General features: G+C 38.6%; 25 protein-coding genes. 22 read left to right on the plus strand and 3 right to left on the minus strand.

All coding sequences use genetic code 11. The features are described from left to right. Window positions 1-31 precede the first annotated feature (31 nt). The 7 genes from QRN68_RS10420 (at window position 32) to QRN68_RS10450 (ending at window position 9,763) form a co-directional block, all read left to right on the plus strand. Complete coding sequence (locus QRN68_RS10420; RefSeq protein ID WP_285396818.1) at window positions 32-1,168, plus strand: acyl-CoA dehydrogenase; 1,137 nt, start codon at window positions 32-34, stop codon at window positions 1,166-1,168. A gap of 258 nt (window positions 1,169-1,426) precedes the next feature. After that, entirely contained in the window at window positions 1,427-2,563 is a 1,137-nt protein-coding gene (locus QRN68_RS10425; protein ID WP_285396819.1) for an acyl-CoA dehydrogenase, read from the plus strand. A 3-nt stretch (window positions 2,564-2,566) separates the two neighbouring features. Continuing rightward, entirely contained in the window at window positions 2,567-3,199 is a 633-nt protein-coding gene (locus QRN68_RS10430; RefSeq protein WP_285396820.1) for a TetR/AcrR family transcriptional regulator, read from the plus strand. Between the two features lie 130 nt (window positions 3,200-3,329). Next, the gene (icmF, locus tag QRN68_RS10435) at window positions 3,330-6,578 is read left to right on the plus strand and encodes a fused isobutyryl-CoA mutase/GTPase IcmF (protein ID WP_285396821.1); all 3,249 of its coding nucleotides are present in this window, start codon (window positions 3,330-3,332) and stop codon (window positions 6,576-6,578) included. A gap of 128 nt (window positions 6,579-6,706) precedes the next feature. Then, window positions 6,707-6,865, plus strand: coding sequence for a hypothetical protein (locus tag QRN68_RS10440; protein WP_285396873.1), 159 nt, complete (start codon window positions 6,707-6,709; stop codon window positions 6,863-6,865). Window positions 6,866-7,019: 154 nt separating this feature from the next. Further along, window positions 7,020-7,565 (plus strand): DNA-directed RNA polymerase subunit delta, encoded by a 546-nt coding sequence (gene rpoE / locus QRN68_RS10445; RefSeq protein WP_285396822.1) that lies wholly within the window; start codon window positions 7,020-7,022, stop codon window positions 7,563-7,565. A 605-nt stretch (window positions 7,566-8,170) separates the two neighbouring features. Further along, window positions 8,171-9,763 (plus strand): CTP synthase, encoded by a 1,593-nt coding sequence (locus QRN68_RS10450; RefSeq protein ID WP_285396823.1) that lies wholly within the window; start codon window positions 8,171-8,173, stop codon window positions 9,761-9,763. A gap of 138 nt (window positions 9,764-9,901) precedes the next feature. Here the strand turns inward: QRN68_RS10450 and QRN68_RS10455 are convergent, their stop codons facing one another. Next, a complete protein-coding gene (locus QRN68_RS10455; RefSeq protein ID WP_285396824.1) occupies window positions 9,902-10,432 on the minus strand; it encodes a DUF2529 family protein in 531 nt (176 codons plus the stop codon). 158 nt (window positions 10,433-10,590) lie between these two features. Between QRN68_RS10455 and QRN68_RS10460 the strand changes: the two genes are divergently transcribed. Beyond that, a complete protein-coding gene (locus QRN68_RS10460) occupies window positions 10,591-10,947 on the plus strand; it encodes a response regulator (RefSeq protein WP_285396825.1) in 357 nt (118 codons plus the stop codon). 77 nt (window positions 10,948-11,024) lie between these two features. On the opposite strand, the gene QRN68_RS10465 is transcribed toward QRN68_RS10460, so the two are convergent. Next, window positions 11,025-11,294 (minus strand): hypothetical protein, encoded by a 270-nt coding sequence (locus tag QRN68_RS10465; protein WP_285396826.1) that lies wholly within the window; start codon window positions 11,292-11,294, stop codon window positions 11,025-11,027. A gap of 52 nt (window positions 11,295-11,346) precedes the next feature. After that, window positions 11,347-11,511: a hypothetical protein gene (locus QRN68_RS10470; protein ID WP_285396827.1), complete on the minus strand. Its 165-nt coding sequence runs from the start codon at window positions 11,509-11,511 to the stop codon at window positions 11,347-11,349. Window positions 11,512-11,658: 147 nt separating this feature from the next. Here QRN68_RS10470 and QRN68_RS10475 point away from each other — a divergent pair, with 147 nt between their 5' ends. The 14 genes from QRN68_RS10475 to QRN68_RS10540 all read left to right on the plus strand — a co-directional run bounded on the left by QRN68_RS10475 (window position 11,659) and on the right by QRN68_RS10540 (window position 24,883). Beyond that, a complete protein-coding gene (locus QRN68_RS10475; protein ID WP_285396828.1) occupies window positions 11,659-12,513 on the plus strand; it encodes a class II fructose-bisphosphate aldolase in 855 nt (284 codons plus the stop codon). A gap of 281 nt (window positions 12,514-12,794) precedes the next feature. Continuing rightward, window positions 12,795-13,445 (plus strand): fructose-6-phosphate aldolase, encoded by a 651-nt coding sequence (gene fsa / locus QRN68_RS10480; protein ID WP_068986678.1) that lies wholly within the window; start codon window positions 12,795-12,797, stop codon window positions 13,443-13,445. Window positions 13,446-13,509: 64 nt separating this feature from the next. Beyond that, a complete protein-coding gene (locus QRN68_RS10485; RefSeq protein WP_285396829.1) occupies window positions 13,510-14,796 on the plus strand; it encodes a UDP-N-acetylglucosamine 1-carboxyvinyltransferase in 1,287 nt (428 codons plus the stop codon). A 95-nt stretch (window positions 14,797-14,891) separates the two neighbouring features. Further along, on the plus strand, window positions 14,892-15,848 hold the full coding sequence (gene glpX, locus QRN68_RS10490; RefSeq protein ID WP_285396830.1) for a class II fructose-bisphosphatase: 957 nt from the start codon (window positions 14,892-14,894) through the stop codon (window positions 15,846-15,848). 145 nt (window positions 15,849-15,993) lie between these two features. Then, window positions 15,994-17,277, plus strand: coding sequence for a transcription termination factor Rho (gene rho, locus QRN68_RS10495; protein WP_053484460.1), 1,284 nt, complete (start codon window positions 15,994-15,996; stop codon window positions 17,275-17,277). A 367-nt stretch (window positions 17,278-17,644) separates the two neighbouring features. After that, window positions 17,645-17,848 (plus strand): 50S ribosomal protein L31, encoded by a 204-nt coding sequence (gene rpmE, locus QRN68_RS10500; protein ID WP_285396831.1) that lies wholly within the window; start codon window positions 17,645-17,647, stop codon window positions 17,846-17,848. Between the two features lie 126 nt (window positions 17,849-17,974). Continuing rightward, entirely contained in the window at window positions 17,975-18,547 is a 573-nt protein-coding gene (locus tag QRN68_RS10505) for a thymidine kinase (RefSeq protein WP_285396832.1), read from the plus strand. A 162-nt stretch (window positions 18,548-18,709) separates the two neighbouring features. Continuing rightward, entirely contained in the window at window positions 18,710-19,786 is a 1,077-nt protein-coding gene (gene prfA, locus QRN68_RS10510; RefSeq protein ID WP_285396833.1) for a peptide chain release factor 1, read from the plus strand. Then, window positions 19,773-20,633 (plus strand): peptide chain release factor N(5)-glutamine methyltransferase, encoded by an 861-nt coding sequence (gene prmC, locus QRN68_RS10515; RefSeq protein ID WP_285396834.1) that lies wholly within the window; start codon window positions 19,773-19,775, stop codon window positions 20,631-20,633. Before prfA ends, prmC begins: the two co-directional genes overlap by 14 nt. A 44-nt stretch (window positions 20,634-20,677) precedes the next feature. Next, window positions 20,678-21,268 carry a stage II sporulation protein R gene (locus tag QRN68_RS10520; protein ID WP_285396835.1) on the plus strand — a complete coding sequence of 197 codons (591 nt, stop codon included), beginning with the start codon at window positions 20,678-20,680 and terminating at the stop codon, window positions 21,266-21,268. 101 nt (window positions 21,269-21,369) lie between these two features. After that, window positions 21,370-22,404, plus strand: a complete 1,035-nt coding sequence (locus QRN68_RS10525) for an L-threonylcarbamoyladenylate synthase (protein ID WP_285396836.1) — start codon at window positions 21,370-21,372, stop codon at window positions 22,402-22,404. Window positions 22,405-22,628: 224 nt separating this feature from the next. Further along, entirely contained in the window at window positions 22,629-23,126 is a 498-nt protein-coding gene (locus tag QRN68_RS10530) for a manganese efflux pump MntP (protein WP_285396837.1), read from the plus strand. A gap of 24 nt (window positions 23,127-23,150) precedes the next feature. Next, window positions 23,151-23,591: a low molecular weight protein arginine phosphatase gene (locus QRN68_RS10535; protein ID WP_285396838.1), complete on the plus strand. Its 441-nt coding sequence runs from the start codon at window positions 23,151-23,153 to the stop codon at window positions 23,589-23,591. 8 nt (window positions 23,592-23,599) lie between these two features. Next, complete coding sequence (locus QRN68_RS10540) at window positions 23,600-24,883, plus strand: methyl-accepting chemotaxis protein (protein WP_285396839.1); 1,284 nt, start codon at window positions 23,600-23,602, stop codon at window positions 24,881-24,883. Window positions 24,884-24,888: the final 5 nt, after the last annotated feature.

A 24,888-nucleotide genomic window follows, 5' to 3' on the forward strand; every position in this document is an offset into this window, starting at 1 on the left:
TACGGGACAACATTTAGGGGTGACATTATAGATGCAATTACGATTTACAGATGAACAAATAATGATGCGTGATATGGTTCGAAGTTTTGCTCAAGAAAAGATTGAACCGTGGGTAGAGCGTATGGAAGCAGGCGAGTTTCCACGTGAGCTACTTACGCAAATGGGAGAATTAGGTTTAATGGGGATAACAACCCCAGAAGAATTAGGCGGCTCTGCGATGGATTTTACATCGTACATAATTGCTATAAATGAACTATCGAAAGTTAGTGCAGTAATGGGTGTTATTTTATCTGTACATACTTCGGTAGGAACAAACCCTATTATTTATTTTGGTAACGATGAACAGAAGAAACGTTATGTTCCAAAGCTTGCTGCAGGTGAATATTTAGGAGCATTTTGTTTAACAGAGCCTAGCGCAGGTTCTGATGCGGGCTCTCTGCAATCAAAAGCGGTGCGAGACGGGGATGAATATGTCATCAATGGTTCCAAGGTGTTTATTACAAATGGTGGAGAAGCAGATGTATATATTGTCTTTGCATCAACAGATCCTACTGCAAAAACACGCGGTATTTCAGCATTTATTGTGGAAAAGGGAACACCAGGCTTAATCATAGGGAAAGATGAACATAAAATGGGCTTACATGGTTCACGTACAGTCCAATTAACATTTGATAACTGTCGTATTCCAGCTGCAAACCTTCTTGGGGAGGAAGGGGAAGGCTTTAAAATTGCGATGGCTAACTTAGATGTAGGACGTATTGGTATTGCTGCACAATCTTTAGGTATTGCTGAAGCAGCGCTAGAAGCAGCTACTGCTTATGCCAAAGAGCGTGTTCAATTTGGCAAACCTATTGCCGCGCAACAAGGGGTTGGCTTCAAGCTTGCTGATATGGCAACTGCTGTAGAATCAGCAAAATTACTAGTATATCGTGCAGCGGATCTACGCTCAAAAGGGTTGCCGTGCGGAGCAGAGGCATCCATGGCAAAACTTTTTGCCTCACGCACAGCTGTACAAACGGCAATCGAGGCGGTACAGATTTTTGGTGGTTATGGCTATACAGAAGACTACCCAGTAGAACGGTATTTCCGTGATGCGAAGGTGACAGAAATATACGAGGGTACAAGCGAAATTCAAAAGCTAGTCATTAGTAAACATTTACTTAAATAAGTCTTATGTTATGTGGTCGAAGTTGATTTTTTACGGACGATGTCAAATGCCTGGGGAAAACCGTCAATTGCTCAGGGCCCCGGTGAACTGCTCGGGTCAAGCGACAAATCGCTCGGGTCCCGCGGTGAACTGCTCAGGTCAAGCAACGATTCGCTCAGATTTCCAAGCAAACTAGGCAATAACCACGAAAACGATATCAAATATAAAAATCAACAGTTTAGCAAGAACAGAGTCTAATTAAAAAAGGGGAAATGGACAATGAACTTTCAATTAACAGAAGAGCATGAACAATTACGTGAAATGATTCGTGATTTTGCTATTAATGAAGTGGCACCGACAGCAGCGGAACGTGACGAGAATGAAGAGTTTGATCGTGCAATTTTCGATAAAATGGCGGAGCTAGGTTTAACAGGTATTCCATGGCCAGAAGAATACGGTGGTGCAGGCTTTGATTATCTTGCATATGTTATTGCTGTAGAAGAATTATCACGTGTATGTGCTTCAACAGGGGTAACTTTATCAGCACATACTTCGCTTGCTGGTTGGCCGATTTATAAATTCGGTAATGAAGAACAAAAACAAAAATACCTTCGTCCAATGGCAGAAGGTAAACATATCGGTGCATATGGCTTAACAGAGCCAGGATCAGGTTCTGATGCTGGTGGCATGAAAACGTATGCAAAACTTGACGGCGATGATTATATTTTAAACGGCTCGAAAATTTTCATTACGAATGGTGGAGTAGCAGATACATATGTTGTATTTGCAGTAACGGATCCAGAAGCTAAACATGGCACAACTGCTTTTATCGTTGAAGCAGGCTTTGAAGGTTTCTCCGTAGGGAAGAAGGAGAAAAAACTAGGGATTCGTTCATCTCCTACAACTGAAATTATTTTTGATAACTGTCGCGTTCCAAAAGAAAACATGCTTGGAGCTGAGGGAGAAGGCTTCAAAATTGCGATGACAACACTTGATGGAGGACGTAACGGTATTGCGGCTCAGGCTGTAGGTATTGCACAAGGGGCATTGGATGCAGCAATTGAATACGGTAAAGAACGTGTACAATTTGGTAAACCGATTACTGCTAACCAAGGTGTATCTTTTAAACTAGCGGATATGGCAACTCAAATTGAAGCATCTCGACTGCTGACATACCAAGCGGCTTGGTTAGAATCAAATGGCCTACCTTATGGTAAAGCATCTGCAATGGCGAAATTAATGGCTGGCGATACTGCGATGAGTGCAACGACTGAGGCGGTTCAAATCTTTGGTGGATATGGTTATACAAAAGATTATCCAGTTGAGCGCTTCATGCGTGATGCAAAAATTACACAAATTTACGAAGGTACGCAAGAGATTCAACGTCTTGTAATCTCTCGTATGTTGACAAAATAACGTATGACAGAAAGAGATAAAAGACCCCAAGTACAGTCAACGGTAAAAGATGAAAATCTCATCGCCATTCGTCGAGAACAAATGATAGAGGGAGCCATTAAACTATTTAAAGAAAAAGGATTTCATCGTGCCACGACGAGAGAAATCGCAAAAGCTGCAGGTTTTAGTATCGGTACATTATATGAGTATATTCGTACAAAAGAAGATGTCCTGTATCTAGTATGTGATAGTATTTATCACCATGCGATGGAGAGACTTTCAAGTTATGAGATTAAGGCAGGAACTATAGAAGAGTTAAAAGAAATGATTCGAGAGTATTTCTTGCAAATTGATAGTATGGTTGATGAGCTGACAATCATGTATCAGGAAACTAAAACATTGTCAAAAGAAGCACAGCGTTACGTATTTAGTAAGGAATTTGAAATGGTTGCTACTTTTGAGCGATTACTAAAACGCTGTGTGCAGTCAGGTGAAATAACGATGACGGATAAACAAATCCATTTGGCAGCAAATAACTTAGTTGTTTCTGGACAAAGCTGGGCATTCCGTAAATGGGCGCTCCACCGTCAGCACTCTATTGACGAATTTATTGAAATGCAAACAACATTGTTTATTTCAGGCATAAAGGGGTTTTAATACGTTCCGTTAAGGGGTTGTCGGTAATTGCATAGAGCGACATTGCAATTACCGACTTTTTTTATGAATAGAAAGCTTTTCATTTAACACAAAGGTGTAATTGATTAAGGGGAGAAAGTGGGGATTTCATATGACAAAGGTAGAAGTATATCGTCCAAAAAATCACGTACGTTTTGTTACAGCATCGAGTCTTTTTGATGGGCATGATGCTTCGGTTAACATTATGCGACGTATTTTACAATCAAGCGGTGTAGAGGTAATCCATTTAGGACATAACCGCTCCGTGGAAGAAGTCGTAAATGCTGCGATTCAAGAGGATGCTCAAGGCATTGCGGTATCTTCTTATCAAGGCGGACATATGGAATACTTTAAATATATGTATGATTTGTTGCGTGAAAAAGGAGCGCCACATATTAAAATTTATGGTGGCGGTGGTGGTGTAATTTTACCACGTGAAATTAAAGAGCTACATGCTTATGGGATTGCAGGAATTTTCTCGCCGGAAGATGGTCGTGTCTTAGGTTTACAAGGGATGATTAATGAGAAAATTAAAGGGACTGATTTCCCAACTGCTACGGGTAATTATCAAGAAAAGCTTGATGCTGTAACGACAGATACACCCGAAATTTTAGCGAATTTAATAACTGCTGCAGAGTCGAATGACGATGAGGAAACGAATAAGATGCTAGAAGAAGCTCGCAAACGCTCAAAAGGGACACCTGTCTTAGGTATTACAGGAACTGGTGGTGCGGGTAAATCTTCCTTAACGGATGAATTAATTCGTCGTTTCTTAAAAGAATTCCCAGATAAACGGGTAGCGATTCTTTCAGTCGATCCGACAAAGCAAAAAACAGGTGGGGCTTTACTTGGTGACCGAATTCGTATGAATGCGATTTTCAATAATCGAGTATATATGCGTAGTTTAGCAACCCGTGGATCTCGTACAGAGCTTTCTGCTTCTATTGGGGACGTACTAAATGTAGTGAAAGTAGCGGGCTATGATTTAATCATTGTAGAAACAAGTGGTATTGGTCAAGGTGATGCGGAAATTACGAAATATACGGATTTATCCATGTACGTTATGACAAGTGAGTTTGGTGCTCCGACACAGCTTGAAAAAATTGACATGATTGATTTTGCAGATGTGATTGCCATCAATAAATTTGAACGTAAAGGCTCTGAGGATGCGCTACGCCAAGTGCAGAAGCAATACCAACGTTCGCGAGAGCTTTGGGATGAATCAATCGATAATATGCCTGTTTACGGTACGATTGCAAGTCAATTTAATGATAAAGGAACGAATGCTTTATTTGCTGCATTAGTAAATATCATTAATAAGAATACAGGAAGTAACTGGGAAACGGGTTATGAGCAATTTGCGAAAACCCAGAAGCAGGATGTTATTATTCCAAACGATCGTCGTTATTATTTACGAGAAATTACGGATACTGTGCGTGGCTATCACAAAAAATCAGAGCAGCAAGTTGGATTTGCTCGCCGTCTATTCCAATTAGAAGGAGCTATTGCAGCGGTTAAGGAAAAAGCGCCAAATGATGCACTTATCGCATCTCTTACTTCTTTAGTAGAAGGTGTCAGAGATGAATTAACGGCTGAGTCCAAACGTATTTTAGATAATTGGCAAGCTTTAAAAGAAGCGTATGCTGGGGACGAATTTGTAACGAAAGTTCGTGATAAAGAAATTCGTACGATTTTAAAGACAACAAGCCTATCTGGTACAAAAATCCCTAAAGTGGCCTTGCCGAAATTCGTAGATTACGGTGAAATTTTACGTTGGGTTTATAGAGAAAATGTACCTGGCGAATTCCCATTTACTGCAGGGGTATTCCAATTTAAACGTGAAGGTGAAGATCCGAAGCGACAATTTGCTGGTGAGGGTACACCTGAGCGTACAAATAAACGATTCCATTATTTATCAAAGGATGATGATGCAAAACGTTTATCAACAGCATTTGATTCGGTAACGCTATACGGTGAGGATCCAGATTACCGACCAGATATTTATGGTAAGGTTGGAGAATCGGGTGTATCCATTTGTACGCTAGAGGATATGAAAAAGCTTTATGCAGGCTTTGATTTATGTGCACCATCAACTTCAGTATCGATGACAATTAACGGTCCAGCACCGATTATTTTGGCGATGTTCATGAATTCGGCTATTGATCAGCAAGTGAAACTACGTGAGAAAGAACTTAGTCGACCTTTGACAGTTGAAGAATTTATGGAGACACGAGAGAAAACATTACAGGTCGTGCGTGGAACGGTGCAAGCAGATATTTTAAAAGAAGATCAAGGGCAAAACACATGTATTTTCTCAACAGAGTTTGCGTTACGTATGATGGGAGATATTCAGCAATACTTTATTGATCATAAAGTGCGTAATTACTACTCAGTATCTATTTCTGGTTACCATATTGCTGAAGCTGGAGCGAACCCAATTTCACAGTTGGCCTTTACATTAGCAAATGGCTTTACGTATGTGGAATATTATTTAAGTCGTGGAATGAATATTGATGATTTTGCGCCAAATCTATCATTCTTCTTCTCTAACGGACTTGACCCAGAGTACACAGTTATTGGACGTGTAGCACGTCGTATTTGGGCAGTTATTATGCGCGATAAGTATGGCGCTAATGAACGTGCACAAAAACTAAAATATCATATCCAAACATCTGGACGTAGTTTGCATGCACAGGAGATCGATTTTAATGATATCCGCACAACGTTACAGGCATTAATGGCTTTACAGGATAATTGTAATTCATTGCATACAAATGCATATGATGAAGCAATTACAACACCTACAGAAGAATCTGTACGTCGCGCGATGGCCATTCAAATGATTATTACGAAGGAACATGGCTTAGCGAAAAACGAAAACCCATTACAAGGTGCATTTATTGTGGAAGAATTAACGGACCTTGTAGAAGAAGCAGTACTAGAAGAGTTCGATCGTATCAATGATCGTGGTGGCGTGCTAGGTGCAATGGAAACACAATATCAGCGCGGTAAGATTCAAGAGGAATCCATGTACTACGAAATGCTAAAACATTCGGGTGAGTTACCGATCATTGGTGTAAACACATACTTAAATCCGAACCCACCTTCGGAGGACGAAATTGATAATATGGAAATTGCGCGTGCATCAACGGAAGAAAAAGAGACACAAATTCATAATTTACATGCCTTCTGGAAGCAACATGAAAGTGAAACGGAAGCGGCAATTGCTCGTTTACAACAAGTAGCTGTAAACAATGGCAATATTTTCGCGGAGCTTATGGAAACCGTAAAAGTAGCTAGCTTAGGGCAAATCACGAATGCTTTATATGAAGTAGGCGGACAATATCGTCGTAATATGTAAATCGTAAACGTGCATATATTCTATTTTATACAAAATGCTTCTGTATTTTTAAGTGTCTAGTCTTAGGATTAGGCACTTTTTTTTAATTCCGTTATAATAGAAATGTAAAAAAAGGGGAGGCGCAGTAGTTGATGAAATCAGTTATTCACTACATGATTATTTTAGCTTTAGTGCTAGGAGTTATTTTCCTTTATGATAAGCAATTTGGCGCTATTCCGATATTATTATTATCTGTCTATTTGTTTTACTTTGGGATAAAAAAAATGCGTGATATAAAAAACCAATAATTGAAGCTAGCAATGAGGATAAAACTTTGTATATAATGGGTATTATGCTTATGATATGGAAAGTTACTTTTGTGCGGCCTTTTTTGCTGCACTCCGAAAATAAAGCAATATAATTTTAAAACGTCCATTGTGATGAGGGAAAGGAAGTGCACGAATGAATTTTCGTGAAATGACAAAGGAACAATTAACGGAAGAATCGTTAATTAACTTAGCTTATGCAATTTTAAATGAAAAACGTGCCTCAGTGTCTTTTAATGACTTATTAACAATACTTCAAGAATTTACAGGCTATAGCGATGAAGAAATGAAAGCTCGCCTACTACAATTTTACACAGATTTAAATGTAGATGGCCGCTTCTTATTTAATCAGGAGGCTGGTTGGGGCTTACGTGAATGGTATAAAGTTGAACAAATCGAAGAAGAAACAGCTCCTTCTGTTAAAACTCATAAGAAAAAATCTAAAGCTGCCCTTGAAGATGAAGAAGATTTAGAAGAAGATTTAGAAGAAGAAGATATTGACTTTGATGAAGACTATGAAGAATTCGTTGAAGAAGATGAGCTAGATGAAGATAATGATAAAGAAGATATTGATTTTGAAGAAGAAGAAGATATAGAAGACATCGATGAGGAAATCGATGAAGACTTTGTTGATGAAGATGAAGATGAAGATGAATTTGAAGACGAAGAGGAAGAAAACTAACTTATTTCAGCAAACATCTGTTGAAATAAGTTAGAAGCCTCTGGCGGATGTCACGGAAATCGGAAAGGAGTTCTTTGTGCATGTACAAAGCCGATTCCGGACGCAATTATGCTGAGGCATAATTGATGATAATGACTCTTTGAATTTTCTTTCTTTTATACTTGTAGTAAAAAATCTTGACTTCTATCGCGGTTACGTTTAATCTTTTACTTGGGCTCCTTAATTAAAGGAGAAAGACCGTGTATGTAATACGCTCCCCCTGCAAACCTATGCAGGAGGGGCGTTTTTTTGTTTTTTTAACTTTATTTAGTTTACTCTCCCAAGCTTATTGCTACAGAAATGAATATAAATGTTCTAAATCATTCATGATGTATAGTAATCAGTGACTGAATAAATGTTAAAGAAAAGAAAGTAGAAAAGAGATAGAAACGATTACAGCTTCGAATCGACTACAATTTTGTAGGCATTCTCGGCTTTTCTTATTTTAGGGATAAGAAATATCAATTTTCTTATCCTGTCGAGACATTTGCATCGTTTTAGCATAGGGACGTGAATGCACTTTTCTTACTAGCAATTTCTAGTACAACATAAGGAGGAATTTTTTCATGACGAAGTATATTTTTGTAACAGGTGGGGTTGTATCATCACTTGGAAAAGGGATTGTAGCTGCATCTCTAGGTCGTTTATTAAAAAATCGTGGATTAGAAGTAACGATTCAAAAATTTGACCCATATATCAATATTGACCCAGGTACAATGAGTCCTTATCAACATGGTGAGGTTTTCGTAACAGATGATGGCGCTGAAGCTGACTTAGACTTAGGTCACTACGAACGTTTCATTGATATTAACCTAGGAAAACATTCTACTGTAACTTCAGGTCGTGTTTATCAGTCTGTATTACAAAAAGAACGCCGTGGTGATTACAACGGTGGAACAGTACAAGTAATTCCTCACATTACAAATGAAATCAAAGATCGTATTCAACGAGCTGGTCGTGAAACAAATGCAGACGTTGTTATTACTGAAGTAGGCGGAACAGTGGGAGACATTGAATCACTGCCATTCCTTGAAGCGATTCGCCAAATGAAAACAAATTTAGGCCATAACAATGTAATGTATGTTCATTGTACGCTTATTCCTTATATTAAAGCTGCGGGTGAGCTTAAAACAAAGCCAACTCAGCACTCTGTAAAAGAATTACGTTCTTTAGGTATTCAACCAAATATTATCGTTGTGCGCACAGAGCAAGAAGTGCCTCAGGATATGAAAGAAAAACTAGCTTTATTCTGTGATGTTCAGCCACACGAAATTATTGAATCTCGCGACGCTGAACATTTATATGAAGTACCATTAAATCTTCATGCACAAGATTTCGATGATATTGTTCTTGACCATTTTGGCATTGACGCTCCAGAAGCGGATATGGAAGAATGGCGTGAGCTTGTAGCAAAAGTGAAGAGCTTACCAAATAAACGAAAAGTAGCATTAGTAGGTAAATATGTAGAATTACAAGATGCTTACATTTCTGTTGTAGAGGCATTAAAACATGCAGGCTATGCATTTAATTCTGATATTGAGATCGACTGGATTAATGCAGAACATGTAGATGCTGACAATGTAGCTACTCTATTAAAAGGTGCTGACGCAATTTTAGTTCCAGGTGGCTTTGGTGATCGTGGAGTTGAAGGTAAAATTTTAGCGACACAATATGCTCGTGAAAATGATGTACCATTCTTAGGTATTTGCCTAGGTATGCAACTTGCGACAATTGAATTTGCTCGTAACGTACTTGGTTTACAAGGAGCACATTCTACAGAGCTTGATGCAAATACAGAATATCCTATTATCGACTTCCTACCAGATCAAAACGACAGTGTAGACATCGGTGGTACATTACGTTTAGGTTTATATCCATGTAAGTTAAAAGATGGCTCAAAGGCAAGTCAAGCCTATGGTAAAGAGCTTGTTTATGAACGCCACCGCCATCGTTATGAATTTAACAATGAATATCGTGAAGCAATGGAAGCAGCAGGCCTTATCTTCTCAGGTACAAGCCCCGATGGCAAATTAGTGGAAATTATCGAGTTACCAGAAAAGAATTTCTTCGTAGCATGCCAATTCCACCCTGAACTTGTATCACGTCCAAACCGTCCACAACCATTGTTCCGTGATTTTATCGGAGCAACATTCAAATAATGAAAAAAGAGTTGTCTCAAGCACTGAGACAACTCTTTTTGTTTTCCGGCAAACCGAGATTATTCCGATAAATCTTCAAAGTATTCCTATATAAAAAGAGTTGTCTCAAACGCAGAGACAACTCTTTTTATAGATTCTTTATAACTCTTCGTCATCAAGACCAAGCATTTCATCATACGCAATTTTTACTGCTTCATAAACAAAAAGGGCAGCAATAGCATGTGGCACAACTATGCGCTCTCCTAAATCGTTCGGTAATAAACCACCACGTATGCGTGTAGAAATATACGTATACGCTAAATCTGCTAGTGGGTTTTCAGAATCCGCTACTTCGCTAGCAACTGCTGCAAACGGAATAAAATTGTTATTGAGTTGTTGTGCTAAAGCTAATGCTTCTTCATCATGTGCACTCCGTGTGAAAATGAATACACGATCAGCTTCCGTTATCATTGTATCCTTTGTCCACGGTACTAGTTTGCTAAAACGTTCAACTGCATGACATGCATTTAATTCGACAACTTGCATTTCACCAAAGCATGCGAAATAGACGTTACCTTCACCAATACCTGCTTGTGCAAGTAATCGTGCTGTTTCTTCGATAGCTTCCTCTTCATTTTGTGTTATTCTTTGTAATAATCCACTAAGTTGTGTTGTTAGAATTTTTGACATGGTCCCACCTCAATCAATATTATATGTTTGAAAAGAGCATAAAGCAAAAGTAGATAATTTATAATACTAGAAGGTATTAAGCTATTGAAGGAGAATAATACATAATATAGGAAGTTTTTTTTTGCAAGAATAATAACTCAAAAAGGGCGGAATGAAATGTGAAACGATTACTAATTGTTGATGATCAACCTGGAATTCGTTTGCTTTTAAATGAAGTGTTGAAAAAAGAAGGTTATGTTACATACTTAGCTGCAAATGGTACTGAAGCACTGCGATATGCAGAAGAAGAAATGGATTGTGTCCTATTAGATATGAAAATTCCGGGGATGGATGGTATTGAAATTTTAAAGCGCTTAAAAGAGAAGTGGCCACAACTTCCAGTATTCATGATGACTGCTTATGGTGAACTGGATGTTGTACAGGAAGCATTAGATTTAGGCGCAATTCGATATTTTACTAAGCCTTTTGATATTTTTGAAGTGCGTGATGAGGTTAATAAAACATTACAGGTTTAGATGAACAGGCAGTGGTTAACACCGCCTGTTTTTCATGGTTATTATACGATTAGTAGAAGTTTTCTACCGTTTCACTTTCATTTTGCTTCCACAATAAATGGCTCATCACTATAACGTGTGGTTGGTTTCCGTTCCAACTGGGCGCTTTCCGATGAGCCGCTTTTATTTTTCTGCAGCGCAATGATAGCGACACAAATCTTTAATGAGCTGCAGTTTTGAGATTTATCGAGAACTTTTGATTGTTTATCGACCAACTTTATCGATTTATCCACCAACTTTTTAAATTTATCACCCAACTTTTTTAATTTATCGACCAACTTTCGAAAAATATCGACATCTACCTTCATGCAACACTATCTGACCGCATGGGGGCTTGAACCTCCGTTACGTTGCACTACATTACGGTTGGACACTGCCGCTTCGTTGCACTTCGCTTTCGTACAGAAAAGAAGACGCTGCTGCTGCGCTTTCGCGAGACCTCCGTTGCGCTTCGCTTTCGTGCAGAAAAGAAGACGCTGTCGCTACGTTGCTCTTCGCTTTCGCGTAACCTCCGTTCCGTTGCACTACACTACGGTTGGACACTGTCGCTCCGTTCCACTCCGCTTTCGTGTAGAAAATAACAGCCCCTGCTTTTCAGGGGCTGTTATTTTTGCTATGATTAAATAGCATATTTATGTAGAAAGAATAGTCCTATAGAGGAGGATTTTTAGTATGGCATTAGTATCTATGAAAGAGATGTTAATTAAAGCAAAGGCAGAAGGTTATGCAGTTGGTCAGTTCAACATCAACAACCTTGAGTGGACTCAAGCAATTTTACAAGCAGCAGAAGAAGAAAAATCTCCAGTTATTCTAGGCGTTTCAGAAGGCGCAGGTAAATATATGGGCGGATTTATCTCCGTTGTACACATGGTAAAAGGTTTAATGGAATCTTATGGCACTACAGTACCAGTAGCTATTCATCTTGACCATGGTTCAAGCTTTGAAAAATGTAAAGAAGCGATTGACGCTGGCTTCACTTCAGTTATGATTGATGCATCTCATCATCCATTCGAAGAAAACATTGCAATTACATCTAAAGTGGTTGAATACGCGCATTCTAAGAATGTTTCTGTTGAAGCAGAGCTTGGTACAGTTGGTGGAGACGAGGATGGTGTAATCGGTGGTATTATGTACGCGGATCCAGAAGAATGCCGTAAAATGGTTGAGTTAACAGATATCGATTGCTTAGCACCAGCTCTTGGCTCTGTACATGGTCCTTACAAAGGAGAACCAAATTTAGGCTTTAAAGAAATGGAAGAAATCTCTAACTTAGCTGACCTTCCATTAGTATTACATGGTGGTACAGGTATCCCAACAAAAGATATCCAACGTTCAATTTCATTAGGTACAGCAAAAATTAACGTTAATACTGAAAATCAAATTGCTGCAACAAAAGTAATCCGCGAAATTCTTGATAACGATAAAGTTGTTTATGATCCTCGTAAATTCCTTGCACCAGCACGTGAAGCGATTAAAGCAACTGTAACTGGGAAAATCCGCGAATTCGGCAGTGCACAAAAAGCATAATTTTTGCATTTAATAAGTTAAAAAAGTATAGATGACTACACATAATAAGAGAAGCGTTGATGCTGTTATCGACCTTCTCTTGTTTTTGAAATAAAAAATTTTTGGCAAATATTCAATTATAAGGCTCATCATTAAAGTTGAGGATGACATTTATTAAACGCATGTCGTGTGAATAAGTTGATTGGAGTGAAGACTGAATGCATCCAGAAAAACGCTCAGTCGGAACGGAAATTAACCTTAAGCATGATGATGAACCTAAACAGTGATCAGGAGGGAATATTATGAAATTTTTCATTGATACAGCAAATTTCGAAGAGATTAAAGAAGCACACGCATGGGGTATTTTATCAGGCGTTACAACAAACCCATCATTAGTTGCTAAAGAAGAGAATGTTTCTTTCCATGATCGACTTCGTGAAATCTCAGAGCTTGTAGACGGCTCAGTGAGTGGGGAAGTAATTGCTCTTGATGCAGAAGGTATGATTAAAGAAGGCTTAGAATTAGCTGCTATTGCTCCGAATATTACAGTTAAATTACCAATGACTCCAGCTGGCTTAGAGGCGTGTCGCTTCTTTGCAGACAAAGGTATTAAAACGAACGTAACATTAATTTTTAGTGCAAACCAAGCATTAATGGCTGCTCGTGCGGGTGCAACATATGTATCACCGTTCATCGGTCGTTTAGATGATATGGGTCAAAATGGTGTAGAGCTAATCGAAACAATTGCAGATATTTTCACAATTCATAATATCGACACGCAAATTATTGCTGCATCTATTCGTCATCCGCAGCATGTAACGGCGGCAGCACTTGCTGGTGCACATATTTCAACTACTCCATTTAAAGTGTTAAAGCAACTTTTCAACCATCCATTAACGGAAAAAGGAATTGAAGGATTTTTAGCGGATTGGAATAAGAGAAAAGGCGAATAATAAGATTATATAGTGAGCCATTCGCAAAAAAATATTACTTTCCAATCATGAGGGAGAACGCAAAATGGATGTTTATAAAATTACAGGCGAAAATCGTCTGCAGGGTACAATTAAAGTTAGTGGTGCAAAAAATAGTGCGGTCGCCTTAATTCCGGCATCAATTTTGGCGAACTCTCCAGTGACAATTGGAGGTTTACCAGAAATTTCTGATGCGTGGACATTAAAGGCTTTATTAGAGGAAATTGGTGGGGAAGTTTCATTTGAGGATGGCACAATGACAATTGATCCAACGGACATGATTGCGTTGCCATTACCAAACGGCAACGTGAAAAAGCTTCGTGCCTCCTATTACTTAATGGGCGCTATGCTAGGTCGCTTTAAAAAAGCTGTGATCGGTTTGCCTGGAGGCTGCTTCTTAGGTCCGCGTCCTATTGATCAACATATAAAAGGCTTTGAGGCATTAGGTGCAAAAATCACTAATGAGCATGGAGCAATTTATTTACGCGCTGATGAATTAATTGGTGCAAAAATATATTTAGACGTTGCCAGTGTTGGAGCAACAATTAATATTATGCTAGCTGCTGTCCTTGCAAAGGGACGTACAGTTATTGAAAATGCAGCGAAAGAACCAGAAATTATTGATGTGGCAACTCTTCTCACTAACATGGGTGCTAATATTAAAGGCGCAGGTACGAGTGTTATTCGAATTGAAGGTGTTGAGGAGCTTCATGGTACGGAGCATACGATTATTCCGGATCGCATTGAAGCTGCCACGTTTATGATTATGGCTGCTGCTTTAGGTGAAGGCGTTACGATCGATAATGTTATTCCACTGCATTTAGAGGCGATTACTGCGAAGCTTCGTGAAATGGGTGTGAAGATTGATATCGGTGAAGAAAGTATTTTTGTGCCAAAAACGGATCTCTCCACATTGCATGCAGTTGATGTTAAAACATTAGTGTATCCGGGGTTCCCAACGGATATTCAGCAGCCACTTGCTGTATTAATGTCTCAGACATTTGGTTCCTCAAAGGTAACAGATACAATCTATACAGCTCGCTTTAAGCATATTGATGAACTTCGTCGTATGAATGCCAATGCACGTGTTGAAGGAAATACAGCTATTATTACAGGTCCTAGTAAATTACAGGGCTCAACTGTAACAGCTACTGATCTTCGTGCTGGTGCCGCATTAGTATTAGCAGGCCTTTTAGCTGAAGGCGAAACAGAAATTCATGATATCTATCATATTGAGCGCGGCTATAGCTCACTTATTGAGAAATTACGTGATTTAGGCGCTAATATTCGACGTGAAACAATAATGGCACGCGTAGCAGAGGCGAAGGAATAATGAGAGCTAAAAGTTTTGAACTAACTATGTTACAATAGAGGTAATTTGAATGTTTCGGTGAAGAAGTATGCCGATAACGGGAGGCAAATAGAACAATGGAACGTAGTTTATCGATGGAAGTAGTCCGAGTAACAGAGGCAGCAGCAATCGCATCCGGGAAATGGATGGGTCGCGGTTTGAAAATTGAGGCAGATGATGCAGCAACGACAGCGATGCGCGTAATGTTCGATACAATTCCAATGCATGCTACAGTAGTGATTGGTGAAGGCGAAATGGATGAAGCACCAATGCTTTATATTGGTGAAGAGCTTGGCTTGCGTAATGGAGGTCCTAAAGTAGATATCGCAGTTGACCCATTAGAAGGTACAAATATTGTAGCGAAGGGTACAAATGGTGCAATGACAGTTCTTGCCATTGCAGATAAGGGTAATCTGTTAAATGCACCAGATATGTACATGGAGAAAATTGCAGTAGGACCTGAAGCGGCAGGAAAGGTCGATATTAATGCTTCTGTTACGTATAATTTATTACAGGTAGCAAAAGCTAAAAATAAAGATATTTCAGATGTAGTAGCTACTCTTTTAGATCGACCACGTCACCAAGCGATTGTTGATGAAATCCGAGAAGCTGGCGCGCGTATTAAATTTATTCAAGATGGCGACGTTGGGGCAGCTATCAATACTGCTTTTGATGAAACCGGCATTGATATTATGTTTGGTACAGGCGGTGCTCCAGAAGGTGTTATTTCAGCTGTTGCATTAAAATGTTTAGGTGGAGACTTCCAAGCGAAACTAGTACCAGAAGATGAGGAACAGTTAGAGCGCTGCAAAAAAATGGGCGTAGACGTAGATAAAGTTCTTCATTTAGATGACCTAGTTAAAGGTGACGATGCTATTTTTGCAGCGACAGCTGTAACAGATTGCGAGCTATTAAAAGGTGTTCAGTATAAAGGAGCCTACGCATTAACACATTCCGTTGTTATGCGAGCTAAATCTGGAACTGTGCGTTTTGTAGAAGGTCGTCACGCTCTTGATAAAAAACCTAGCTATTAATAAATTTTTCTTCTAAAATATACCTAGTGCATCTTTTTGCGCTAGGTACCTTCTTCTAAAAAATTAAACCATCCCATAGTTTTAAAAACTTCTATGATAACCCCAAAAATTGCATTATATTTTGAAAAAGACTGGAGTTGTGCATATGTCTGCATTGACAATCGCTCAATTAGAAAACATGACGTTAAAAGAGCTTTACGCCCTTGCACGCCAATATAAAATTTCATATTATAGCAAGCTAACGAAAAAAGAATTAATATTTGCTATTTTGAAAACGCGTTCAGAGCAAGAGGGCTATTTCTTTATGGAAGGCGTACTAGAAATTGTTTCGCAAGAGGGCTTTGGCTTCCTTCGACCAATTAACTACTCTCCAAGTAAAGAAGATATTTATATTTCTGCTTCTCAGATTCGTCGTTTTGATCTACGAAATGGGGACAAGGTGTCTGGTAAGGTGCGTCCACCTAAAGAAAACGAACGCTATTATGGACTACTACAAGTGGATGCTGTTAACGGCGAAGACCCAGAAGTGGCAAAGGAACGTGTGCATTTTCCTGCATTAACGCCTTTATATCCTGATCGACAAATTAAACTTGAAACAACACAGCGCAATTTATCGACACGTATTATGGATTTAGTGGCACCTGTAGGCTTTGGTCAACGTGGATTAATCGTTGCACCACCAAAAGCAGGGAAAACATCGTTATTAAAAGAAATAGCGAATGCCATTACAACAAATTATCCTGACGCAGAGTTAATTGTATTACTTATTGACGAACGCCCTGAGGAAGTAACTGATATTGAACGTTCTGTGAATGCAGATGTAGTGAGTTCGACTTTCGATGAGGTTCCAGAAAATCATGTGAAAGTTGCAGAAATTGTGTTAGAACGTGCACGCCGCTTAGTTGAGCATAAACGTGACGTTATTATTTTAATGGACTCTATTACACGTTTAGCGCGCGCTTATAACTTAGTTATTCCTCCGAGCGGTCGTACGCTTTCAGGTGGTATTGATCCTGCTGCGTTCCATAGACCAAAACGATTCTTCGGTTCTGCACGTAATATTGAAGAAGGCGGTAGCTTAACAATTTTAGCAACAGCTTTAGTGGATACAGGGTCTCGTATGGATGAGGTCATTTATGAAGAATTTAAAGGAACAGGTAATTTAGAGCTTCATCTTGATCGCCAATTGGCAGAGCGCCGTATTTTCCCTGCGCTTGATATCCGTCGTTCAGGTACACGTAAGGAAGAGCTTCTGCTTGAGCCTGAGCAACTTGAAAAGCTGTGGGCGATTCGTAAAACATTCTCAGACGCACCAGATTTCGCGGAGCGCTTCATGAAAAAATTACGTACAACAAAATCAAATGAAGAATTCTTTGAAAAGTTAAATGAAGATATGAAAAAGGCTACTAAAGGTAAGGGCCTACTATAAACATGAATCACCATTGACTAGCAATAGTTGATGGTGATTTTTATCTATTTTCTGTTTGAGAATATTTACTATTGGCTCATCTCCCTATTAAGGCTAGGCGACTCCTTAGAGATTAGCTTCACAGATGACCCTGAAGCGTAAGTGAAGTGGCTCATCGGACGCCTTCAGTCGGAACAGAAATCAACCCCTGTTACAGTGCAGAGTCTAAAACTAAATATATTCAAAACTATTGTCAAACGTATATTTTATATGGTACTATTGCAAAGTATGCAACGTGTACATATGTAGCTGACATATTCGAGCTATGTAAGGTGCAGTTCGATATTACTCTGTTCCAGATGGTTCAGGGCGAGAGGAGAAAACGAATATGAAACAAGGAATTCATCCAGACTACAAAGTAGCAACAGTAACTTGCTCTTGTGGTAACACTTTCCAAACTGGTTCAGTAAAAGAAAACATCGTTGTCGAGTTCTGCAACGAATGTCACCCATTCTATACTGGCCGTCAAAAATTCGCGTCTACTGATGGTCGCGTGGATCGTTTCAACAAAAAATACGGTCTTAAAAACTAATGTTAGTTTAATACCTGCCAAGCATGTGCTTGGCAGGTATTTTTTTCAGTATATCAAAATAGTAAGAATCCCGTTGATGCAAGTCTTTTCAAAATCCAGATTGACAAAAAGAAAGGGAGAAGACACATGGCACAGCTATATTTTAAGCACGGCGCAATGAATAGTGGTAAATCTATAGAAATTTTAAAAGTTGCGCATAACTATGAAGAACAACAAAAACCTGTAATGATGTTTACATCAGGATTAGATACACGAGATGAGGTAGGCTTTATTTCAAGTCGAGTAGGCTTACGTCAACAAGCCATTCCTGTTAATGATGATACAAATATTTTTGAGCTAGTAAAAAACAATACCGAAAAACCATATTGTGTACTAGTTGATGAAGTACAATTTTTAAAAAAAGCTCATGTTTTGCAATTAGCAAACATTGTAGATAAGTTAGATATTCCAGTCATGGGCTTCGGTCTAAAAAATGATTTCCAAAATGAGCTATTTGAAGGTAGTCAGTACATGCTTACATATGCAGATAAAATTGAGGAAATGAAAACAATTTGCTGGTTCTGTCATAAAAAAGCAACAATGAATTTGCGTGTTGATGAAAGTGGAAAGCCTGTTTATACCGGTGATCAAATTCAAATTGGAGGGAATGATTCCTACTATCCAGTTTGCCGAAAATGTCACGCGCATCCGCCGCTATAACGCTAAGAAAAAGTAGCATACATGTGGAAATTTTCTTATACTAAGTAATGGAAATAAAGAATGTTCATACTTTAGTGTAAGTCTGATTTAGATTTTTCTTTTTCAGAAATGCGACAGTTATAAAAGAGGAAACTTATAAAAAACTAAATAGAGGTGAAACCCATGTTTGATCGATTACAAGCAGTGGAGGATCGTTACGAAAGGCTAACAGAGCTTTTAAGTGATCCTGATATTGTGAATGACAATAAAAAATTACGTGAATATTCCAAGGAACAATCAGATATCCAGGAAACTGTAGATTCTTACCGTGAATATAAAAGTGTAAAAGAGCAATTAGTTGAAACACGTGAGATGCTAGATAGTGAAAAAGATCCTGATATGCACGAGATGGTGAAAGAAGAATTTAACCTACTTAAAGATCAGCAAGAAGAGTTAGAAGAACGTTTACGTATTCTATTAATTCCAAAAGATCCTAATGATAATAAAAACGTTATTATGGAGATCCGTGGTGCAGCTGGTGGCGACGAGGCGAATATTTTTGCGGGAGATTTGTTCCGTATGTACTCTCGTTATGCAGAGACACAAGGTTGGAAAATTGACATAATGGAAGCAACGCCAAACCCAATGGGCGGCTATAAAGAAGTTATTTTCATGATTAATGGTCAAGGTGCGTATTCTAAATTCAAGTTTGAAAATGGTGCACACCGTGTGCAACGTGTACCTGCAACAGAGTCTCAAGGCCGTATCCATACATCGACAGCGACAGTAGCCTGCTTACCTGAAGTGGAAGAAGTAGATGTTGAAATCCATGAGAAAGATATCCGTGTTGATACATTTGCATCTTCTGGTGCCGGTGGTCAATCGGTAAATACAACGATGTCAGCTGTACGTATGACCCACTTACCGACAGGTGTTGTTGTATCGATGCAAGATGAACGTTCACAAATTAAAAACCGTGAAAAGGCGATGAAAATTCTACGTGCTCGTGTTGCAGATATGTATTTGCAAGAAGCACAAAAGGAAATCGATGCCACACGTAAATCAGCTGTAGGTTCAGGCGATCGCTCTGAGCGTATTCGCACATACAATTATCCACAAAACCGTGTAACAGATCATCGCATTGGTTTAACGATTCAAAAGTTAGATCAAATCGTCGAAGGTAGACTAGGCGAAATCATTGATGCACTTATTTTAGAAGAGCAAGCATCAAAGTTAGAGCGATTAAATGATGACTTATAATAATGTAATGGAGGCCCTTCAATGGGCTTCTTCTTTTTTAGTGGATCATGGTTGTGAGGAAACAGCAGCGCGTATTGTCATGCAACATGTACTGGGCACTAGCTATTCAGAAGTGATGTTACACTTACAGGACGTATTAACAAATGAACAAAAAGATCAATTTAAAAAACTAATCGAAGAGCATGCGAGTGGACGACCTGTACAGTATTGTGTCGGTAGTGAAGAATTTTACGGTCGTTCATTTATTGTCGATGAGTCAGTACTTATTCCTAGACCTGAGACAGAGGAATTAGTGCTTGGAACAATCAATCGCATGAACAAAATGTTTAATCATAGAGCATTGAAGCTTGCAGATATCGGAACTGGTAGTGGTGCAATTGCTATTTCTATGAAGCTAGAATGTCCAGAGCTAACAGTCGTAGCCACTGATTTATCCGAAACTGCTTTAACTACAGCGCAAAACAATGCCCAAAGATTAGCGGCAGATATTGATTTCCGATTAGGCGATTTAACGGCTCCTTTAGCAGGTGAAAAATTCGATATTGTGTTATCTAATCCGCCGTATATTGCTTTTGATGAAGCGAAAGAAATGTCAAGAACTGTGCTAGAGCATGAACCACATAGTGCTCTTTTTGCAGAAGAAGACGGACTTATTTTATATAGAAAATTGGCTGAGCAACTACCAGCACTTGTGAATAAACCGGCCCTCATCGGCCTTGAAATCGGTTATACACAAGGGGAGCAGGTGGCTAAATTCTTTAAAGATAGTTTTCCACAGGCTATTGTTTCGATAGAAAAAGATATTAATGGTAAGCCGCGAATGATTTTTTGTGAAATTCATGTATAAAGTATCTACTTCTTGCCAACAATGTTGAGCAAGGAGGGATTTTTATGTTAAACGAATACAAGATTATTAGATTACCTAAACAAAATATTTTTCTAGCTTTTGTAAAACTAGTTTTCATTGCGATTGCTTTACAATTATGTATTTTATATATTCCATCATTAGTAGGTTTTGCGAAAGAAACTACGAAGTATGAGCAAGAAAATGATTTTCGTATACGCGTTATTGCCAATAGTAATACGACACAGGATCAGCATGAAAAGGAGCAGCTTGTCAAAGATTTAAAGCCGTATTTTAAACAAGTAGTAGCTAGTGCTGGAGCAGGAACTGTGGATAACGAGCAAATACTTTCGTTAAAACAAGAAATTGAAGCAGAAATAAAAGAAAATTATCCACAACTTGATACACAGGTTGTAATTGGGGATAACTTATTTCCACCAAAGAGACAGAACGCTGTGCTTTATCCACAAAATATGTATCAATCTATTGTCGTGAAAATCGGTGATGCACGTGGTGATAACTGGTGGTGTAGCGTATTCCCATCAGTTTGTGAGCCTGATAAAGAAGAACAAAAAGAAGAAGAGGAAGAACAAGTTACATTCTTTATTTGGGAATGGATTAAAGGTTTTTTTGAATGAATTGTGCACAAATTCAGATAACTTATACACAATTTTTAATAAGTTATAAACATTTTGTGGATAATTCAGTAAAAACGAATAGTTAAAGGAAGGTTTTAATCATGAAAACCGTTTGCAAGATTGTGGATAGTAATGTGAATAGTCAGACAAATTATGCACAGGCTGTGGATATCTTAAATGCAGGTGAGGTTGTGGCATTTCCAACAGAAACGGTTTATGGCTTAGGTGCTGTTGCAACAGATGACACAGCGGTCAAAAAGATATTCGAAGCAAAAGGTCGTCCTTCAGACAATCCACTAATTGTTCACATTGGCACGAAAGAGGAAGTTGAGCTCTATATAGAGCATATTTCAGAAGTAGCCAAAAAATGTATGGATTTATTTTGGCCAGGTCCACTGACACTTGTTATGCCTGTAAAACCAAATGTGTTGGCAAATAGTGTGACAGCTGGACTAACGACTGTCGGCATTCGCATGCCAGATCATCCAGTTGCACTCGCATTACTTCGACAATTAAAAAAGCCACTTGCTGCGCCGAGTGCGAATCGTAGTGGGAAGCCAAGTCCTACAGAAGCAGTACATGTTCAGGATGATTTGGCAGGGTACATACCTTATATTTTAGATGGAGGTTCTACAGGAATTGGGCTCGAATCAACAGTATTAGATGTTACACACGAACCTCCAGTTATTTTGCGTCCAGGTGGAATTACAAAGGAAATGTTAGAGGATAAGATTGGGCCAGTTATTCAGCCGTCAAAAACAGAGCAGAAATTAGAGGCTACCCCAAAAGCCCCTGGCATGAAATATACACACTATGCGCCAAACGCTCCTGTCCTATTAATTGAAAGTGATTTAGGGGAAGTTCATGATGCTGTCCATCAATTACAAAAACAAGGACATAAAGTAGCACTACTTGCACCAGCTAGTTTTGTTAACAGCGAGGCTGATTTTTATTTTTCAGTAGGAGAAGCTGGTAGTAAAGAAGAAATGGGTGCGACTTTGTACCATGCACTAAGAGCCTGCGATAAAACAGCGGCAACAATTATCTTAGCGACCACTACATCGACTGAAGGAGTAGGAGCTGCGATTATGAATCGACTTGAAAAAGCTGCTGGGGGTAAATGGTATACCCTATAAATAAATTAAAAAAGTATGCTAGAAGTTACTTCTGGCATACTTTTTTTGTATTGGTGATAAAAATCTGCTTATCCTTTTATATTTATGCTCTGGCTGTGGAAGCGTAACGATGCAATTATATCGATGCATAATTGATCACCTCGTTACTAAGGAAAATGTCATATGATAATACTGTATTTTCGAGCATAAAATGATAAAATATTAGAGAGCGAAGGAGTGCTTTCTTGCAGGGAATTCTTGCAGGTATTATAACGTCTGTAGATGTGATTGGTTTATATGTGTTAATACCAAATGTTAGATATCGATTATTTTTGTCAGTGTGGACGGCTGCTTTGCATATGCTTTTCCCTTTATTAGGTTTCGAATTAGGAAACTATTTAGTTCGTTTCTTATTAGACTGGGGACAATGGATTTCAAGTATTTTATTATTTTGTATTGGCTTGCATTTACTATTATTCTCGCATAAAGATGAAAAAGTAACGATTTCTCCAATACTTTTAGCCGTGACTGCAAGCCTAGACACCTTTTCAGTAAGTATTTCTTTTGGTATGCTACATTTAGAGAAAACATTATTTATTATTAGTGCAGGTGTAAGTGCTCTTATTTGTTCTTATGGGTCATTAGTCATTGCGCGTAGAAGTCAGGTCTTGTTAGGCAATAAATTCCAAAAGATTGCAGGGGTTATTTTAATCATTATGGGTTTTTTAGCTATTTGGCACTAGAGAAAACAAAGGAAGGTGATAAGTGTGAAGATATTATTTGTTTGTACTGGGAATACTTGTCGCAGTCCGATGGCAGAAGTTATTTTGAAACATAAACAAATTGGCAATATAGAAGTCCGTTCAGCAGGTATTTATGCTATGCCTAATGCTGAGATGTCTGCACATGCGCAACAAGTATTATATGAAGCAAATATGACACATCAGCATTTAGCAACACAATTATCAATAACTGAAATGGAATGGGCTGATTTAATTTTAACAATGACGACAGCCCATAAAGATACAATCATCGCTAATTATCCACATGTAGCACAAAAAGTTTTTACTTTAAAAGAGTATACAAGTGAAGGTAGCTTAGGAAATGTTGTAGATCCTTACGGTGGTAGTAAAGAAATTTATGAAGTAACATTTGCAGAATTAAAGGAATTGGTAGAACGATTAGTAAAAAAACTTGAAGAGAATTGAGGAGCTCTATGAAAAAACAGTTTGGCTTACGACTTAAACTAGTATTATTTGTTAGTATTCTTGCACTAATCACATACAGTATCAGTTTTATATTTATCGAATATATACAACCTACCTTCTTCCCAGAGAGTAATCGTCAACTGTTTGAAATTGTTACTTATCTGTTAGGGATTACGTGGTCAGGCATTTTGGCTGCGATTTTCTGTGTAGTCTTAATTAAACCTTTACAGCAGCTTGAAAATTCTGCTTCCCGTGTAGCGGAAGGAAAAATTGGACAGGATGTAGAAATGCCGAAAACAAGTGATGAGATTCGTTCTGTTGCAGAGGCATTCCAGCAAATGGTGTTAAATTTACGACAAATGGTAGAAAGTATAGACCAAAACTTCCAACAAACAAATCAATCGATTATTCAACTATCTGATGAAGCGGCTGTTGCCACGACAAAGGCAGAGGGTATTGCCTATACGGTAAAGCAGATTTCTACAGGTGCAGAGTCTTCAGCTGCAGCAGTACAAGATACAGCTGAGGCAATCGAAGATGTACGAGCTCTCGCTACAGAAGTAAATAGTAGAGCCGAGGCATCAGCAACGCAATCTAAAGAGATTCTATATAATTTAACGACAACAACAAAAGCAATCGAAACGTTAGTGAATAGTATTCAGCAAATTGCTGCTGGCAATAATGAAGCATTAGAAAGCATTCGTGTATTAGAAGATAATGCTGGACAGGTAGAGCGCATCATTGGCTTAGTTGGTGATATTGCAGCACAAACAAATTTACTAGCTTTAAATGCTTCGATTGAGGCAGCACGTGCTGGAGAACATGGAAAAGGCTTTGCCGTAGTAGCTGAAGAGGTTCGTGGCTTGGCAGATGAGAGTGCGAAAGCAGTACAAGGCATTACTTCTCTTATTCAATCAATGCAACAAAACGTTGAAATTGTTGTCAAACAAATGAATCAGCAAGTGGCATTTGCGACAAAAGAAGCTGCACGTGTATCAGAAACGACAACAGCGGTAGAAGGAATGTCGTCAAGTGTACATGAAATGGCAAGTGCAATTGTAGAAATTTCTTCACTAATTGAACAACAAATGCATAATATTGAAACTACTGCCCGTCAATCTCAAGAAGTTGCAGCCATTGCTCAAGAAACATCAGCAGGTGCACAAGAGGTTCGCAGTGCAGCAGAAGAACAAGCATATGCCATTGAACAAGTAGAGCAACTAGCAGAAGGCCTAAAGAAACAATCAGAAGAGCTACATAAAATGATTCAACAATTTGACAGACAAGCATAGATGTA

The organism is Lysinibacillus sp. fls2-241-R2A-57, assembly GCF_030209535.1.
Classification (GTDB): domain Bacteria; phylum Bacillota; class Bacilli; order Bacillales_A; family Planococcaceae; genus Lysinibacillus.